The sequence below is a fragment of the Paenibacillus sp. MAHUQ-63 genome (assembly GCF_028765165.1).
In the GTDB taxonomy this organism is placed as follows: Bacteria; Bacillota; Bacilli; order Paenibacillales; family NBRC-103111; genus Paenibacillus_E.
Map to the genome: position 1 here is coordinate 75,368 of NZ_JARADB010000007.1, position 15,925 is coordinate 91,292.

Genomic DNA, 15,925 nt, shown 5'->3' on the forward strand with positions numbered 1-15,925 from the left:
TCATTCATTCTAGTTAGAATATCCATCCATAATAATCACAATCGCCGTAAATTCCTATGGAGAAAAGGAGGATGAATATGTAGGGATGTAGACTATCCCCAAATTCATGCGGCATATGTTACAATGAGACCACGAATATGGACTGATTTTGGAGGAATTTATGCCTTCGCGTTACTCATTTCTGATCAAACTCATCGTGACGACGTCGCTCATCAGCGCTCTGCCTTTGCTATGCTTAGGTGTATACGCTTTCTTTCAGTCGACCTCCACCGTTCAAGCTAAGGTGAACGAAGCGAATGTATTTATTTTGCAGCAATCGCAGAGCCGGGTCGAGCAGATTCTCAAAGTCGTCGACCAAGTCTCGGGCCGCTATGCGGAGACGCCTTTCGTCGTGAATGCCGTCGGCAGGCGAATGGAAATTGAAGATTTTCAAGATATCGAGCTGTTGGTCAAAGGTCTGCTTGGCGTCCAGACGTATGAACTTGGCGTCAAATCCGTGGAGCTGCACAGCTTGCAGTACCGTTGGTTCATCAAAGACGGGGGCTTCTATTTCGGCACGGATACGACCAAAACGGTTAATGATTTAAATTCCGTCTATACGTCCCGGTGGATGCCAGATCAGGATGCCTCTTTCGCCGGAATTAAACTGGTAAAGACGATCCCGGCACTGGCTGCAGAGCCGAAGGGTTATCTATTCGTCCGGATGTCGAATACGGAATTGGCCAAGCTGCTGACAGGCGGCTTCTCGACAAGGGAAACGATGGTTGTGGATGACAAGATGAACATTATCATCCACAGCGATCCGGCCAGAATCGGGCAAAATGTGCTTGCCGAGCCATGGGCCAAGGAGTTGAAGCAGCCCGGTCATTCGCAGGGATACATCAACAGCACGGTGTCCGGCAAGCCGTACAGCATCATCTACAATCAATCCCGCTACAATAATTGGACTTATGTATCGGTCATTCCGTTGGAAGAGGCGAAGAAGGAATCCGCAGCGATCGGATGGGCTACGCTTACAGCTTGCATCGTGCTGCTGCTGCTTGCTGCGCTGCTCTCCTATTGGGCGTCCAAGCGCATGTATTTTCCGGTGCGCAGCCTCATGGAGTTCACGATGCGCCATAGCAAGCAGCAAGGCGGGGGCTCAGCCGTGAAGGACGAGCTCCAGTGGATCGGCCATCAGGTCGCTTCGCTGCATCAATCCAAGGAACAATTGGAAGGCCAAATGAAAATCCAGGCCGGTCAGCTCGTCGATTACTTCATGCTGAAGCTGTTTCAGGGCGAGCTGCACCGCAGCGAGATGGAGGAGCAAGCGCTGCGGTTCCAGCTGCCGGCGTGGAGGCGCTATGCCGTTATGGTGCTGCAGATCGATACGCTCGATCAGACACGGTACCGCTCGAGTGAGCAGGATCTCCTACTATTCGCCATTAACAATATGGCTGCGGAATTGATCCCAATGCCGAAGCGCATCCATGCCATGCCGATCGGCAATTACCAAGCGATCCTAGTAGGCAGCGATACGGAGGACCGCATGGACCTGCTCGGCGAGTGGAGCGCACTGGCCATGTCGGTGCAAAGCGCAGCGGACGAGTATCTCGGCCTCAAGGTCAGCATTGGCATCTCCCGGCCCTATGACCACTTGTTCGGGACGGCCGGAGCCTTCCTTGAAGCCAAGGAAGCGCTGCAGTACCGCATTCGACTAGGGGAGAAAGCGATTCTTCATCTCGACGATCTGAAGCCGAAGCAGGCGCCCAGTCATTATTATCCGCACCATCTGGTGTCGGAATTGACGCAGGCGATCGCTTTTCTGGATAAAGACAAGGCGGGCGAACTGCTTCAGCAGTTTATTATGGAGGTGCTGCGCGTAGAGACCGATCCGAACGTGTACCGGATGTCCTTCGCCATGCTGCTGACGGACCTCCTCCGGGTCTTGTACGATGCCGGAGAGGTGCTGTCGCACGATCAGCGCAACGCCTATGAACAGATGCTCCGGCTGAAGACTCCGCAGGAGATCGAAGCCTGGTTCAAGGTGCAAATGATCGATCCGATGATGGAGCTGACCCGCAAGCGGCACGAAACGTCGGGCAAAAGCATCTCACGCTCGGTCATGGATCTCATTCACGCCCACTACGACAGCGAGTTGACGCTGGAGCAGTGCGCGCTGCAATTAAATTACAGCACACACTACATCCGCCGGATGTTCCGCAAAGAAACCGGCATGAATTTCAGCGATTACTTATCCGGTTACCGGCATGACATGGCCAAGAGCTGGCTCAGCGGGACCGAGATGAAAATTACCGAAATCGCCGAAAGGCTGCAGTACACGAATGCCCAGAATTTCATCCGTCAATTTCGCAAGCTCGAAGGCATGACGCCCGGCCAGTACAGGGAGCAGATTCGCAAATCGAGTTGACGATTTATTCAAGAGCCACCCATACGGGTGGCTTTTTGGCGTCGTTCAATGATTATTCCGAGGGCCGCTGATGATTATACAGATGATGATGCAGCTTGAAATAGCGGGTTTCACCAGGTATTCAAGCAGATGGAGCGCTGCTGATTATTGCAAGCAATTTGCTGCCTCGATATGCTAACGCTGTCACATCAAACGAGGAGGACGAGGCGAAGGTGGAACTGACTTCCAAACCGTTACAAGCGGATACGGGTGCCAAAAGCAAGGCTCGCCGGAGGCTGGGCCGTTTGCTGAAAAACAAATGGCTGTACGCGATGGCGCTACCCGGCATGCTCTATTTCATTATTTTTCGTTATTTGCCCATGTGGGGGCTGTTGATTTCCTTTCAAGACTACCAGCCGGCTTTAGGGATGCTGCACAGCAAGTGGGTGGGACTGAAACATTTCGAGAGATTCTTTTTTGACGCGTCGTTCGGCATGCTGTTCAAAAATACGATTATCCTCGCCGTGTACAATCTCGTCTTTTTCTTCCCGCTGCCGATTATTCTGGCGCTCCTTCTTAACGAAGTGCGCAGGGAAGTGTTCAAGCGCAGCATCCAGACGATTGTGTACATTCCCCATTTCGTATCTTGGGTGGTCGTCGTCGGGATCTCTTACATTTTCTTTACGACTGAAGGCGGGATTGTCAACGATCTGCTGGTCTCATTGGGTCTGCCGAAAGTGGAGTTTCTGATCTCCAGCGAGTGGTTCCGGACGATGATCGTTTCGCAAGTGGTATGGAAGGAAACGGGCTGGGGGACGATTATTTTCCTTGCGGCGCTGGCCGGCGTGGATCCGCAGCTGTATGAGGCGGCCCGAATCGACGGGGCCAACCGGTTCCGCCAATTATGGCATATTACGCTTCCGGCGATTCGCAGTGTCATTGTCATTCTGTTCATTCTGCGGCTCGGATCGTTCCTGGATACGGGTTTCGAACAAATCTTCCTGATGCTGAACGCCATGAACCGCGAGGTAGGCGAAGTATTCGATACGTACGTTTACAATGTCGGCATTCAGCAAGGCCAATTCAGTTATAGTACGGCCGTCGGATTGTTCAAGTCGATCGTCGGTCTGGTGCTGGTGGTCGGCGCCAACCGGTTGGCCAAAAAATTCGGCGAAAGCGGCCTGTATTAAAGAAGGGATTGGTGATCCATGATCAACAGAAGTTTGGGCAGCCGTATGTTTGACGGCTTCAATTACACATTTCTCAGTTTATTCGCCCTGGTCACACTACTGCCGTTCATTTACATTATTTCGGTTTCTTTTGCAGAGCCGGAGGAAGTGCTGAGGCGCGGATTCATCCTGTTCCCGACGACGTTCTCGCTGGAAGGGTACCGTTATATTTTCTCGACGCAAACCATTGTCAACAGCTTATTCGTCACGATCGGCATTACGGTGGCCGGAACCTTCATTAACTTATTGTTCACGTCGCTGCTCGCCTATCCGCTATCACGGGCGGATTTTGCCGGGCGCAAGCTGTTCATGATGATGATCGTCTTCACGATGCTGTTTCACGGCGGCATTCTGCCGACGTTCCTCGTCGTCAAAGCGTTGGGCATGCTGAACAGCTATTGGTCGCTGCTCATACCGAATGCGATCAGCGCGTTCAATCTCATCGTGGTCGTGAGCTTTTTCCGCGAGCTGCCGGAAGGGCTGGAAGAGGCAGCCAAAATCGACGGCTGCAGCGATGTCGGACTGCTTTTCCGGATCGTGCTGCCGCTCTCGGCGCCGGTGCTGGCCACCTTTGCCCTGTTTTATGCCGTGGGGCATTGGAACACCTTTTTCAACGCGATCATGTATATCAACGATTCGAAAATGTGGCCGATTCAAGTGTGGCTGAGGCAGATCGTCATTTTATCCCAAGGCGGGATCGGAGACTCCACCCAGTTCGACCAGAACTACATCGCTCCGCCGTCAACCATCATCAAGATGGCCGTTATCGTCATCTCGACGGTACCTATTCTGATCGTGTACCCGTTCCTGCAAAAGCATTTCGCGAAAGGCGTTCTGCTCGGATCGGTGAAAGGGTAACAGCCGGTAACAGGCCCGAAAACTATTGTGATCGGGCAGCATTCATATAGAATAAGACTATGGGGAGGCATTGCCACAATGAAGAAACATGCGGGAATGAGAAAAACGGGACTGGCTGCAATGGGAGTTATGGTAGGCGCAGCTGCGCTGCTTGCCGGCTGCGGGAACGAAACGAATCCGGCTGCGGGAGGAAGCGCAGGTTCAAGCAGTGCGCCGGCTGCCAGCCAGGAGCCTTTGAAGCTGAGCGTCATGACGCTCATGTATGCAGAGCCGCCTAAAGCGGACAGCGAAGTTCAGAAGCAGATTGAAGCTTATACGAACACGAAATTGGACATTTCCTGGGTACCGAACTCCTCCTACAAGGAAAAAGTCAATGTCACCATCGCATCAGGCGAGCTTCCTAAGGCGCTGCTCGTGCAGAACAACAAGGATTCCAACATTTTGAGCGCGGTTCGTGCCGGCGTATTCTGGGAAATCGGCCCTTATCTAAAGGATTACCCGAACTTGTCCAAAATGAATCCGGCGGTGTTCGACAACATTAAGGTCGATGGCAAAATATACGGCTTGTTCCGGGCGCGCGATCTGTCCACCTACGGCATCCTGTTCCGCAGCGACTGGCTGAAAAACGTCGGCTTAAGCGCACCGAAGACGCTAGATGATTTGTATAACGTTCTAAAAGCGTTTACGCTTAACGATCCGGACAAGAACGGCAAGGCCGATACAGTAGGCTTGACGGAGGAGAAAACGATGGACGGCTTCGGCGTCGTGGCTTCCATCTTGGGCGCACCGAACTCATGGGAAGTGAAGGACGGCAAGTTGAGTCCGGATTTCCTTACACCTGAATATTTCGAAGCGATGAAATTCTATAAGAAGCTGTATGATGAGAAGCTGATCAAGCAGGATTTCCCTGTTCTGAACAATCAGCAGAAGAAAGATGATATCAACCAAGGCAAAGCTGGCGCCGTTATTTCAAATATGATTGATGGAGCGGGCTACCAAGCCACGCTTGCCAAATCGTTCCCAGGCGCGGATATCGACGTTGTCTCCCGGATCCAAGGGCCCAAAGGCGAAAGGTTGCCTGGCGGGGTAGGTTACAACAGCGTGTTCATGTTTCCCAAATCCAGCGTGAAAACAGAAGCGGAACTGAAGCGAATTCTCGGCTTCTACGATAAGCTGTCCGATCAGAAGATGCTGGATTTACTGGGCTGGGGAATTGAAGGGAAACATTACAAGATGGAGGACGGCAAGCCGGTATTTATCGATCAGAAGCTTCAGGATACCGAGGTCGGCTCCAGCTATTTGCAGCTCCAGATTGCCAAGTATACGGCCAAAACGACAGGCAAAGAAACCCCGCTTATGGAGAAGTACGGTAAAATGATCAAAGAAAACGAAGCAATTGCGGTGAACAATCCGACGAATCCGCTCGTTTCCGAAACGCAAACGACCAAAGGCAGCGAGTTGAAGCCGATTATTGACGACGCCCGGACGAAATACATCCTAGGCAAAATCGATGAGGCAGGCTGGAAGCAGGCGATCGAGCAGTGGAGAAAAGCCGGCGGAGACAAAGTGATTGAGGAGTTCAGCGCGCAGTACGCGAAGAATGGGAAATAAATGCAAGAGGCTGTTGCCGGCTATCAGCCGGGGACAGCTTTTTTTCAAAATAGCCCACGATTTTTCTCATTGACACATCGGCCGCTCGTTCTATTTAATAGAAGCATACATAATAGAATTGAGGCTGATCCGTGAATCGCAAACCAACGCTCTGGACACTAATTGCAACGCAAATTTTCTATCTTTTATTTATCCTGGTATGGATGTTTATTGCCGGTATGTCGGTTATGATGTTCGATAGCCCTGATGCGGCAGGCAAGGCCACAACCTGGCTCATCTTCGCAGCCATCTTATTGTACCCTGCGGGCGTGCTGACAGCGCTCATTGCCGGGTGGCTCATGTTCTCCCGCCGGAGATACAGAGCCGCACTTCTTTGGAACTGTATTCCCCTCATCTGGATTTTGCCGCTGGGCGGTTTTTTTGCCTACGCCAACCTGAGCTAAGCTTGTTTCCTTCAAGTACCTATAGGCAGGAGAACGGCCATGCAGTATCATCTTACATAGGGTGATCTCACATGTTCATTGCTCCTATGCTTCTGCAAGACGCCAAAGATAACAGACCTTATAACAGTAAACATCATATAGCTGAAGTGAAATTAGACGGCCTTAGATGTATTGTTTCTCATATGGATAAACTCTATGTATATACGCAAGACGGTCAATCGGTTACGCACAAATTTCCGGAACTGTTCGACTGTCCGCTGCCGGAAGGAACGATTCTTGACGGAGAATTGATCATGATGGACGATCAAGGCAGGCCTGATTTCGAGGCGATGTCCGCGAGATTTTTGTCTCCGACGGACCGAACGCCCGTTATTTTTGTCGCCTTTGATATTTTGCGGCATAAGGGCATTGACATTACAGGCTTGCCTTTGCTTAAGCGCAAAGAACTGCTCGATCAAGCGTTTGTCGAGAATGGCCATTATCGTAAGATCAAGATTCATGAAGGTAAAGCGGTCGATTATTTCGAAACAATCCGAGAGCGGGGGCTTGAAGGCATCGTTCTGAAGTCCAAGAAGGATCATTTCAAATACGAGAGCAACAAACGCTCCAGACAGTGGCAGAAGGTCATCAATTGGACGTATGCGGATGTCTATATTTCCGGTTACCGCAAGCACAATTTTGCCCTGTTGGCATCGATCGACTCGGCGAATGGCGCCAAGCTTCCGGCCGGCGTCATTGAGACAGGACTTACCCCTCTGCAGCAGAATCTGTTTGACGGAGTCAGGCAGCGTCTGGTTTTGAAAGAAGACCAACATTTTGTCTACATGGAACCGCGGCTCATGGCAAGAATCAAGACACGGAACTGGACCAAGAACGGCAAGCTGCGATCTCCTGTTTTCATGGAATTTGTCAGGGCATAAACAAAAAAGACTGGAACACCAAGGAGGAAGTGGTGGTACAGTCTTTTTGTTTATTAGGCGGAGTTTAGCGTCTGAATGCCGCCCCGCTTAGTTGTTGTTCGGCGATTTGCACAAGTCTTCTTGTAATGTGTCCGCCGATCGCGCCGGTATCGCGCGTTGCCATGAACCCGTAATATCCGTCTTGCGGAATCTGAATACCGAGCTCTTGCGCGACCTCGTATTTCATTTGGTCAAGAGCTGCTCTTGCTTGCTGGACAACTAAGGAATTGCTGTTTCTGTTGCTAGCCATGGGGTTCACTCCTTTATTTGGTGTACGAGTAGTTTGTGGAAGTTTTGGTTATTTATGCATGCGTATTGAAAAAAAAATACTTGTTCAAAAACGTGACAATAGAGTTTGAATGCGTTTGCAATCTACCGGTGGAAAATTTTGTGCCATGTTTTCGCGATATCCGCGTGTTACAATCGGAAAGATCCGTTATGGATCTAAAACCTAGAAGGCCGAAGCTTCTCCGGAAGCACGGGGGACCCAATCTTTGGGGTGAAGCCGCAGAACAGCGGCCGGGTGATTCCTCTTTGACCCGAATCCGACAGCTAACCTCGCAGGCCGTAAGAAGGAGAGAATAGCAGCATGAAACGTTATACCAAATTCATCGTAACAAGCGCATTGACCCTGAGCGTTCTGATGGGAGGAACTGCGGCGATGGCCGCGACGGCTACGCATACGGTGGCGGACAACGATACGATGTGGCTTATTTCCAAGAAATATGGCGTCAGCCTCACATCGCTTATTCAGGCTAATCCGCAAGTGGCGAATCCGAATGTCATCTGGTCCGGCATGAAGCTGAACATTCCCGGAGCTGCCCAAGCAGGAGGCTCTCAAACGCAAACGCCAGCGCAGACGGCGCCCGCACAATCCGCTTTCGCCAGCCAGGTTGTCACACTAGTGAACAAGGAACGGGCCAAAGCAGGTCTTGGAGCTTTGACGAGCGACACCGCGCTGACCGGCATGGCGCTGGACAAAGCAAAGGATATGTACAATAACGGTTACTTCGATCATACTTCACCGACATACGGTTCCCCATTCGATATGATGAGCTCTTATGGCATTCGTTATTCTTATGCAGGCGAGAATATTGCCAAAGGACAGCAAACGCCTGAAGCTGTGATGACCGCATGGATGAACAGCACAGGACATCGCCAAAACATTTTAAGCCCTAATTTCAATAAAATCGGCGTCGCTTATTACAACGGTGTATGGGTGCAGGAATTCATCCAAAACTAATCGAAACGAACAGCCCTTGGACTCTCCCGGCGAGAGAACCAAGGGCTTTATTTATGCCGATTTAGCCGCCAATGGGCTAGTCCCCACATCAGCAATGGCAGGCTGACCGAATAGAACGGGAAAAAGAACGGGATGGCAATTTTCTGCGGGAAGATGACCGAGCTTTCGATGAAGTCCCGCGGGATCACGGCGATAAGGACCGCGGCCGGAGCGACTACCCCCATCAGGCGTCGCCACTTTTGAACGCCGAGGCCTAGGGCGGTGCCGTAGGTGCAGATGAAGAAATACAGGGACACTTTGGTGAACACGCTCATAATCCAGATCGCAACCACGAAGGAGTCCAGGTTTTGAAAGAAATCGTAATAGCTGATATAGTGTACCAGATTGAAATAAGGATACGTCTGGCCGGAGGCGGTACGCTCTCCGAAAACGGATACGATCAGGAACGTTGAAATGCTCGTAACCAGTCCCGTTATCGCTACGCCGAGCAGAGCGGGTCTTACGCCTGACGTCGGTTTGGACACGAAGGCCAGCAGAATTAACAGCATCATGCAGTCGCCCAGGAAGGTCGAGGTCGGCAGCGCCCCTTGAAGAATTACCTTCACACCGGTGTCGGCATAGATGGGGAGGATGTTGTCGAGATGAATATTTTTCATACTCAGCAGGACCGGGATCGCAATGCCTAGCAGCGTAATGGGCCCCAGCATCTCGCAGCATCGGGCAAGCGCCTCTATGCCGGAGTAAGTTACATAAACGGCTACGAGCAGCATGCCGAGGATGGGAACGAGGATAGGCGTTCTGGGCAAAATGGTTGCGACAATGAACTCCGCATATTGCCGTAGGATAACCGCAAGCACACTGTACCAGTAAATAAAATACAGCCAAGCAACCCCCTGCCCAAGATAACGGCCAAATATGCTCTTGGCGTAGGACATAAGCGTCTGCCCAGGGAACACCAGGCTCACGCGGGTGCAGACATAAGCGATTCCGACCCCGATGCCGGTTGCGCAAAGCGTTGAAATCCACGCATCCTGCTTGGCCATTCGTATAGACGGGTTAATGGTCAGCAGGACTGTCATGCCGATTTGCATGGTCATCATCATCCAGAATAGTTGTTTCCCGCTGATTCGCATGTCCATATAAGCTCCTTAATGTTCCAGAAGTTGGCCTAGCGGGTGAAAGAGGTAGTTGACAAGTTGACTCGGGCCGGGCAACCTGGGATTTATCACCAGTGATATAGCGAGAATCCAGCACAAGGCTAGAATCGAGAGGTAGGCCGCCCGTTCTTTCTTAGGTGCGTGTCTCAGCCGGTAAAACCATTGGATTACCGTAATGAGCAAGCTCACGAGCATGAATGCCGGAATATCCTTAGACGTCATTTCGATGTTTCCTCTCCTTCATCTAACTTTCTTACGCTTGATAACCCTGGACGCAGCATGTTGGCGTCGGAATGAACGGTGACTTCGACTTGCGGGAAAATGTCATCCCAACGTTTTTTGTTTTCCCGCCATTCCTTCGGATAAGCACGGTGAAACTCTCCGGAGAAATCCAAAATGTCCGTCTTCATCTCCTGCTGCAATTTCCGCAACGCAAGTCCGACGCGGTTCTCAATATCTCGGTTCATAGCGGCTTCTACGGCTTTGACGGCTGCGGGGTTGGTGACCAAGTCCAGTTTCGTCGTGTTCTGTATGGCGTCGTCTTCCGTATGAATCCAGACGTTCATTTGCCATTTGCCATTCTCGATGAGGGGCTCCAGCTTTGTTTTGCTTTTGAGCAGCCGCAGAGAAACAGTCCCGCTCACGCCTTCCGGTGTCACGGTGATGACCGCGGTTTTCATTTCATTCCGCAGCCATAATAGACCGCGCGTTGTAACGTCATCGATGCTGCCGACCATTTTATCGTCCTTAAACACGGCGGAAGCATTCACGAAGCTTTCCGATCGATCCGGATTGCTAGGCGACTTCGGGGAGAGGATTTCGAGGAGCGGCAACGCTGCTGAACCGGATTGATTCGCCAGCATTTGCGCCAAATCGGCCATCGTGACACTAAGAATAATTTTACTTTTGCCGATCTCCCTCATGACTTCGGACGTATTCCGCTCAAGCCTCGTATTCATTTCAAGAATCTGCCGCGCATTTCCCTTACACACATAGACATAAGCACGCTCTCTCGGCTGCGGGGCTCTCATCAAATAATCGATATCATCACGAATGCCGCCGCGCGCCAGGGCTTCGCCGAAAATAATAATCTCCGTATGTCCCCAGAAAATTTTACGAGGCAGCTTCTCCTGCAGCTTGGACAGGGCGTCGGCAATATTCACGCCGACCGCCGATCGAACGAAGGAGGTTTGGCTGCCGCCTCCTTTGCTGCTGATTTCCATCCCGCCCCCGGCATTTGAGCTGCGCGGGACGAAAATCTGAATCGTGACTTCGATGAGTTTATCGTCGTAATTATCAATAGCCGCTCCGGTGACGAGCGCTAGATCGTTAACCTCTGTACGGTCCCAGCAGCCTGTCGCTACCACCGAGAAGAGGCAGGATAGAACGGCAAGCTTCCCCAAGCGGATCATCCTTGCCGCCCCCTTCTGAAGCTGGCGGCAAGCAGCAGAGCGCACGGGATACCGAGCTGCGTGAGCATGCCCAGGAACGGGATGGTTGTTCCAAGCGTACGCTTGAGCTCTTCGAAATTTGGCGACACCCAGAAGCTGAAAAGGATGATAAGGATACCTACCGGAACGATGAGCGCCTTATAATCGGGCAGCCCCAGCCACTGGGCCGTACCGAGGACGGTGGCATAGTAGATTAACGAAATTTTGACGAACATGCCGATAATCCAGATGGCCATCAACAGCGATTCCGCATGCTCCATGAAGTCGGCGATGGAAATGTACCGAACCGCCACGAGGAACGCGTAGTTAAATTGAACGGTAAGCGGACCGAATAAGAGCAGTATCGTCAGATTAATCACTAGCAGTGTGAACATCACGGATCCTACACTAATGAAGCACCAAGTCAGTATATGTTCCTTACGGTTGATCAAAGGGAAGAGAAAGGTCAAGATATAAAACTGTGTAAACCAAGAGGCTGGGACCAACGAGCCGACCAGCAGCGGAAGCGGGCCGTTTCCCATAATGGGAAACATCTCTTTCGGATGAAGATCGGGAATGAGCAGAACGACCATGAAGAAAATGATGAGCACAGCCGCAGGGACCAGAATCTGCGAGCTTCTGGCCAGCACCTCGATTCCTTCATACAAGACATAGGCGCATACCGCGACCATGCCAAAAATGACGACGGCCATCGGGGTTTCCTGAAGAAAACTGCCGATGACGAATTCCCCGTATTCGCGCAGGACGAGCCCGTTCGTGAACAAGAAGGAGAACAGGAAGAAGGCGGAGAGGGTTTTGCCTGCATATGTGCCTAGAATCGATTCGGTATACTGAATGAACGTAAGCTCGGGAAACTTCAAAAACAAGCGGTACATGACATATACCGTAATGATCCCCGCAATCGCCGCAAGGATAGGCGTCATCCACATATCGATGCCGGCGGTTCTCATCGTGATGGACGGAACCGAAAGCGCCGCCGTAGCGGCGATAGTCGGATGCAGGAGAATGGCGACTTGGAGCGGAGAGATGCGGCCTTTATCGATCATGGGTATCATCCCCTTCGGACGGTACTGGTTGCTGCCCCTTCGGCTGCCGGATCCGGTTTGCTCTTCCTGTGAATTTGGGACGGGTGCGCATCGCCCAGATGGGGGCTCGGGCGAGCACATCTTTCATCTCCGACCTTTTCACCGGTGCGAGCGGCTGCAGGTACGGCACGCCGAGCGAACGCAGCGAGGACAGATGAATGACGATCGCGATGAATCCGAGCATGAGACCGAGCAGGCCCAGCAGGCCCGACAGGAACATGATGGGAAAGCGAAGCATCCGTAAAGCGATCCCCGTCGTGTACTGCGGCATCATAAAGGAGGCAATCCCGGTAATAGCGACGACCATGACCATGGGGGCCGATACGAGGCCGGCGGACGTTGCCGCCTGACCGATGACCAGCGCCCCGACGATGCTAACCGCAGCGCCAACCTGTTTGGGCAGCCGCACCCCGGCTTCGCGCAGCGCTTCGAAAGAAACTTCCATCAGCAGCGCTTCCACCAATGCGGGGAATGGGATGTCCTCCCGGGATTTGGCGACGCTGAGCAGCAGGGACGTAGGCACCATCTCTTGATGGAAGGTCAGAATCGCGACATAGAGCGAAGGGAGCAGCAGCGTGATGAAGAAAAATAAATAACGCAGCCACCGGATGAAGGTTCCGATAATGAACCTTTGGTAATAGTCCTCAGGCGACTGCAGGAGCGAGAATAGTGTTGCCGGAGCGATTAGGGCGAATGGCGTTCCATCCACCAGAATCGACGTTCGGCCCTCCAGCAACGCGGCACATACGACATCGGGACGTTCCGTCACTTGAATTTGCGGAAACGGAGACAGCGGATTATCTTCGATCATGCCCTCGATATAGCCGCTTTCCAGGATGCCGTCGATGTCGATGTCGGCAATCCGCTGTTCCACCTCTTCGATCAGCGACGGGTTGGCGATGCCCTCCATGTAGACGATGACTACCTCCGTGCGCGTATGCCGCCCCACTTGGTAGGCCATCATCTTGAGCGCAGGGCTCTTGATCTTCCGGCGCAGCATCGCGGTGTTCACCATCATCGTCTCGGTGAAGCCCTCGCGCGGTCCGCGAATGATGGACTCGGCGGACGGTTCTTCGATGCTTCTCTTCTCCCAATAGGCGATGCCGAGCGAGTAACCGGCCGCTATGCCATCGATGAGAAGGACGGCACTCCCGCTGGATATATTCGCGACAATATCGGCAAACTTCGCTACTTCCTTGACGTCCGATATGGAAATAATGGATGAGAGCTCTTTCTCCGTTTCATTCCATTCTTCGACCGATTCGTCCAGTAAGCGGGTCAGGACGTTCCTGTCCAATAAATCCAGGTTGACCATTCCCTCGATATACACGACTAACGCCCGGGTCGTACCTCCTATGATGAAATTGTGATAATTGACATCCTTGCATCTATAATAAATAACCTTCAGCGTACGAAGGTTATCGTCCAGTGAAGAAACGACAGTGTCTAATGAATTCGACAAACTAGCATCCATAAGAACACTCCTTAGATGTGATAATAATCTGTTTGTCCAATAAATGAGTTTGCTAAACTAACCATCAGCTTCGTTTGAATCCTAAAATACGCCACAAAATGACACGCTTCGATTCCCAGAATTTGAAAACGACTTTCGTTTCGATTACACTGAAATTGTAGCGCTATTGTGGATAAATTTGTGCCAGATAGCCAAAATCTGTCATCTGACGAATAGGTGGTGCCGAAAATGAGTACATTTAAATCTTGGTTTACCAGTGCCAAAACAGGCTTGACCGACCAGGTCAAAAAATTTCAAAACAAGGATTTTCTTGATGCCGTTGTAGCCGGCTGTGCAGTCGTTGCCGCTGCGGACGGAAGTATCGGCAATCAAGAAAAGGAGAAAATGATCGGATATATTTCCCGCAGCGAAGAGCTCAAAGTATTCGATGTCAGCAATGTGATTGCGCGCTTTAACCATTATGCAAGTAACTTCGAATTCTCCGGATTGGTCGGGAAGCAAGAAGCCATGAAGGCGATAGGCAAATTCAGCAATAAGCCGGAAGTCGGCCGCATTATCATCGCTGTTTGCTGTGCGATCGGGGCTGCCGACGGCGATTTCGACGATAGCGAGAAGCGTGTCGTCCGTGACATTTGTGCCACGCTAAGCCTCAATCCTGCCGAATTCAGTCTGTGAGCGTCGAATTCACAAAAATTTAATCGAAACTTATGAAACGCGATGGGCACTCATCCGTATCAAATAGTGAGCAAACGATAAAACACACTGTTGAGGGAGGTGACCGCGTTGGCTATCAATTTGGTCAAAGGTCAGAAAATCGATTTAACAAAAGGTAATGCTGGTCTCTCTAAGGTAGTTGTAGGTTTGGGCTGGGACCCTGCGGTAATTGAGAAGAAGGGCTTTTTCGGATCGAAAAAAACAGCCGTTGAGATTGACTGCGATGCTTCCGTAATTTTGTTGGACGAGAACGGCAAATTGACAAAAGAGAAGAACGTCGTGTTCTTCGCCAATTTGCAAAGCCCTGACGGCTCTGTCGTTCACTCCGGCGATAACCGGACAGGCGAAGGCGATGGCGATGACGAGCAAATTACTGTGAATTTGAATCAAGTGCCTGCGGACGTCAGCAAAATCATTTTCGTGGTTAATATCTACGATTGTGTCAATAGAAAACAAGACTTCGGTCTGGTTCAATCCGCGTACATTCGTATTCTGAATGCTGCCAACCAACAAGAACTCGTCAAATTCAGTTTGACGGACAGCTATGCCGGCAGAACTTCCCTGATTGTCGGTGAAATCTACCGTCATAGCGGCGAGTGGAAATTCAACGCCATCGGCGAAGGCAGCACGGACACGACAATCGGACAACTTGTCAAACGCTATATGTAAGATCAAATAAACTAATATAAGAAGCGAGGTTATTATCCATGGCAATTTCATTATCTAAAGGTCAAAAAGTCGATTTGACAAAAACAAACCCGGGTTTAACGAAAGTAATCGTAGGTCTTGGCTGGGACACGAACAAATATGACGGAGGCAAGGATTTCGATTTGGACGCTTCCGTTTTCTGCGCGAACGCATCCGGCAAAGTAAGCAACGAATCCGACTTCATCTTCTATAACAACCCGAAAAATGCAAACGGATCCGTTGTGCACAACGGTGACAACCGTACGGGCGCAGGAGACGGCGATGACGAGCAAGTTAGCGTTGATCTTACAGCGATTCCAGCAGAAACAGAGAAGATTGCGTTCTGCATCACGATCCACGAAGCCGACACAAGAGGCCAAAACTTCGGACAAGTATCCAACGCTTATGTTCGTATTTTGAACGAAGGCACAGGCGCAGAATTGATTCGTTATGATCTTGGCGAGGACTTCTCCATTGAGACGGGCGTTGTTATCGGCGAATTGTACCGTCACAGCGGAGAGTGGAAATTCAGCGCGATCGGCAGCGGCTACAAAGACGGTCTGGCCGGTCTGGCACGCGACTACGGTCTGCAAACTTCCTAAGAAGTACACTCAGGTTAAGGAGT

The 15,925-nt window shown here is 51.3% G+C and carries 15 protein-coding genes and 1 riboswitch; of the genes, 10 read left to right on the plus strand and 5 right to left on the minus strand.

What is annotated here, in order from left to right:
- Positions 1–160 precede the first annotated feature (160 nt).
- The 6 genes from PUT07_RS29420 (at position 161) to PUT07_RS29445 (ending at position 7,450) form a co-directional block, all read left to right on the plus strand.
- A complete protein-coding gene (locus PUT07_RS29420; protein ID WP_274472346.1) occupies positions 161–2,410 on the plus strand; it encodes a helix-turn-helix domain-containing protein in 2,250 nt (749 codons plus the stop codon).
- 311 nt (positions 2,411–2,721) lie between these two features.
- Complete coding sequence (locus tag PUT07_RS29425; protein WP_379240993.1) at positions 2,722–3,579, plus strand: ABC transporter permease; 858 nt, start codon at positions 2,722–2,724, stop codon at positions 3,577–3,579.
- Positions 3,580–3,597: 18 nt separating this feature from the next.
- Positions 3,598–4,476, plus strand: coding sequence for a carbohydrate ABC transporter permease (locus PUT07_RS29430; protein ID WP_274472347.1), 879 nt, complete (start codon positions 3,598–3,600; stop codon positions 4,474–4,476).
- A 78-nt stretch (positions 4,477–4,554) separates the two neighbouring features.
- A complete protein-coding gene (locus tag PUT07_RS29435) occupies positions 4,555–6,087 on the plus strand; it encodes an extracellular solute-binding protein (protein WP_274472348.1) in 1,533 nt (510 codons plus the stop codon).
- Positions 6,088–6,218: 131 nt separating this feature from the next.
- Positions 6,219–6,530, plus strand: a complete 312-nt coding sequence (locus PUT07_RS29440; protein ID WP_274472349.1) for a hypothetical protein — start codon at positions 6,219–6,221, stop codon at positions 6,528–6,530.
- Positions 6,531–6,601: 71 nt separating this feature from the next.
- Positions 6,602–7,450, plus strand: coding sequence for an ATP-dependent DNA ligase (locus PUT07_RS29445; protein WP_274472350.1), 849 nt, complete (start codon positions 6,602–6,604; stop codon positions 7,448–7,450).
- 64 nt (positions 7,451–7,514) lie between these two features.
- On the opposite strand, the gene PUT07_RS29450 is transcribed toward PUT07_RS29445, so the two are convergent.
- Positions 7,515–7,739 (minus strand): alpha/beta-type small acid-soluble spore protein, encoded by a 225-nt coding sequence (locus tag PUT07_RS29450; protein ID WP_274472351.1) that lies wholly within the window; start codon positions 7,737–7,739, stop codon positions 7,515–7,517.
- A gap of 197 nt (positions 7,740–7,936) precedes the next feature.
- A riboswitch (cyclic di-AMP (ydaO/yuaA leader) is annotated at positions 7,937–8,071 on the plus strand.
- A gap of 7 nt (positions 8,072–8,078) precedes the next feature.
- On the opposite strand from PUT07_RS29450, the gene PUT07_RS29455 reads away from it, so the two are divergent.
- Positions 8,079–8,732, plus strand: a complete 654-nt coding sequence (locus PUT07_RS29455) for a CAP domain-containing protein (RefSeq protein ID WP_274472352.1) — start codon at positions 8,079–8,081, stop codon at positions 8,730–8,732.
- 47 nt (positions 8,733–8,779) lie between these two features.
- Here the strand turns inward: PUT07_RS29455 and PUT07_RS29460 are convergent, their stop codons facing one another.
- The 4 genes from PUT07_RS29460 to PUT07_RS29475 all read right to left on the minus strand — a co-directional run bounded on the left by PUT07_RS29460 (position 8,780) and on the right by PUT07_RS29475 (position 13,899).
- Positions 8,780–9,865 carry a GerAB/ArcD/ProY family transporter gene (locus PUT07_RS29460; protein WP_274472353.1) on the minus strand — a complete coding sequence of 362 codons (1,086 nt, stop codon included), beginning with the start codon at positions 9,863–9,865 and terminating at the stop codon, positions 8,780–8,782.
- A 242-nt stretch (positions 9,866–10,107) separates the two neighbouring features.
- The gene (locus PUT07_RS29465) at positions 10,108–11,301 is read right to left on the minus strand and encodes a Ger(x)C family spore germination protein (protein WP_274472354.1); all 1,194 of its coding nucleotides are present in this window, start codon (positions 11,299–11,301) and stop codon (positions 10,108–10,110) included.
- Entirely contained in the window at positions 11,298–12,386 is a 1,089-nt protein-coding gene (locus PUT07_RS29470) for a GerAB/ArcD/ProY family transporter (protein WP_274472355.1), read from the minus strand. Before PUT07_RS29470 ends, PUT07_RS29465 begins: the two co-directional genes overlap by 4 nt.
- Entirely contained in the window at positions 12,376–13,899 is a 1,524-nt protein-coding gene (locus PUT07_RS29475; protein WP_274472356.1) for a spore germination protein, read from the minus strand. Before PUT07_RS29475 ends, PUT07_RS29470 begins: the two co-directional genes overlap by 11 nt.
- A gap of 228 nt (positions 13,900–14,127) precedes the next feature.
- Between PUT07_RS29475 and PUT07_RS29480 the strand changes: the two genes are divergently transcribed.
- The 3 genes from PUT07_RS29480 to PUT07_RS29490 all read left to right on the plus strand — a co-directional run bounded on the left by PUT07_RS29480 (position 14,128) and on the right by PUT07_RS29490 (position 15,902).
- Entirely contained in the window at positions 14,128–14,574 is a 447-nt protein-coding gene (locus tag PUT07_RS29480; RefSeq protein WP_274472357.1) for a tellurite resistance TerB family protein, read from the plus strand.
- A 108-nt stretch (positions 14,575–14,682) separates the two neighbouring features.
- Positions 14,683–15,282: a TerD family protein gene (locus PUT07_RS29485; protein ID WP_274472358.1), complete on the plus strand. Its 600-nt coding sequence runs from the start codon at positions 14,683–14,685 to the stop codon at positions 15,280–15,282.
- 38 nt (positions 15,283–15,320) lie between these two features.
- Positions 15,321–15,902 (plus strand): TerD family protein, encoded by a 582-nt coding sequence (locus PUT07_RS29490; RefSeq protein ID WP_274472359.1) that lies wholly within the window; start codon positions 15,321–15,323, stop codon positions 15,900–15,902.
- Positions 15,903–15,925 lie beyond the last annotated feature (23 nt).

Excerpts from the sequence above, each read along its gene's own strand:
- PUT07_RS29420 (WP_274472346.1), top strand. The coding sequence starts at position 161 with ATGCCTTCGCGTTACTCATTTCTGATCAAACTCATCGTGACGACGTCG.
- PUT07_RS29425 (WP_379240993.1), top strand. The coding sequence starts at position 2,722 with ATGGCGCTACCCGGCATGCTCTATTTCATTATTTTTCGTTATTTGCCC.
- PUT07_RS29430 (WP_274472347.1), top strand. The coding sequence starts at position 3,598 with ATGATCAACAGAAGTTTGGGCAGCCGTATGTTTGACGGCTTCAATTAC.
- PUT07_RS29435 (WP_274472348.1), top strand. The coding sequence starts at position 4,555 with ATGAAGAAACATGCGGGAATGAGAAAAACGGGACTGGCTGCAATGGGA.
- PUT07_RS29445 (WP_274472350.1), top strand. The coding sequence starts at position 6,602 with ATGTTCATTGCTCCTATGCTTCTGCAAGACGCCAAAGATAACAGACCT.
- PUT07_RS29450 (WP_274472351.1), bottom strand. The coding sequence starts at position 7,739 with ATGGCTAGCAACAGAAACAGCAATTCCTTAGTTGTCCAGCAAGCAAGA.
- PUT07_RS29455 (WP_274472352.1), top strand. The coding sequence starts at position 8,079 with ATGAAACGTTATACCAAATTCATCGTAACAAGCGCATTGACCCTGAGC.
- PUT07_RS29460 (WP_274472353.1), bottom strand. The coding sequence starts at position 9,865 with ATGCGAATCAGCGGGAAACAACTATTCTGGATGATGATGACCATGCAA.
- PUT07_RS29465 (WP_274472354.1), bottom strand. The coding sequence starts at position 11,301 with ATGATCCGCTTGGGGAAGCTTGCCGTTCTATCCTGCCTCTTCTCGGTG.
- PUT07_RS29470 (WP_274472355.1), bottom strand. The coding sequence starts at position 12,386 with ATGATCGATAAAGGCCGCATCTCTCCGCTCCAAGTCGCCATTCTCCTG.
- PUT07_RS29475 (WP_274472356.1), bottom strand. The coding sequence starts at position 13,899 with ATGGATGCTAGTTTGTCGAATTCATTAGACACTGTCGTTTCTTCACTG.
- PUT07_RS29480 (WP_274472357.1), top strand. The coding sequence starts at position 14,128 with ATGAGTACATTTAAATCTTGGTTTACCAGTGCCAAAACAGGCTTGACC.
- PUT07_RS29490 (WP_274472359.1), top strand. The coding sequence starts at position 15,321 with ATGGCAATTTCATTATCTAAAGGTCAAAAAGTCGATTTGACAAAAACA.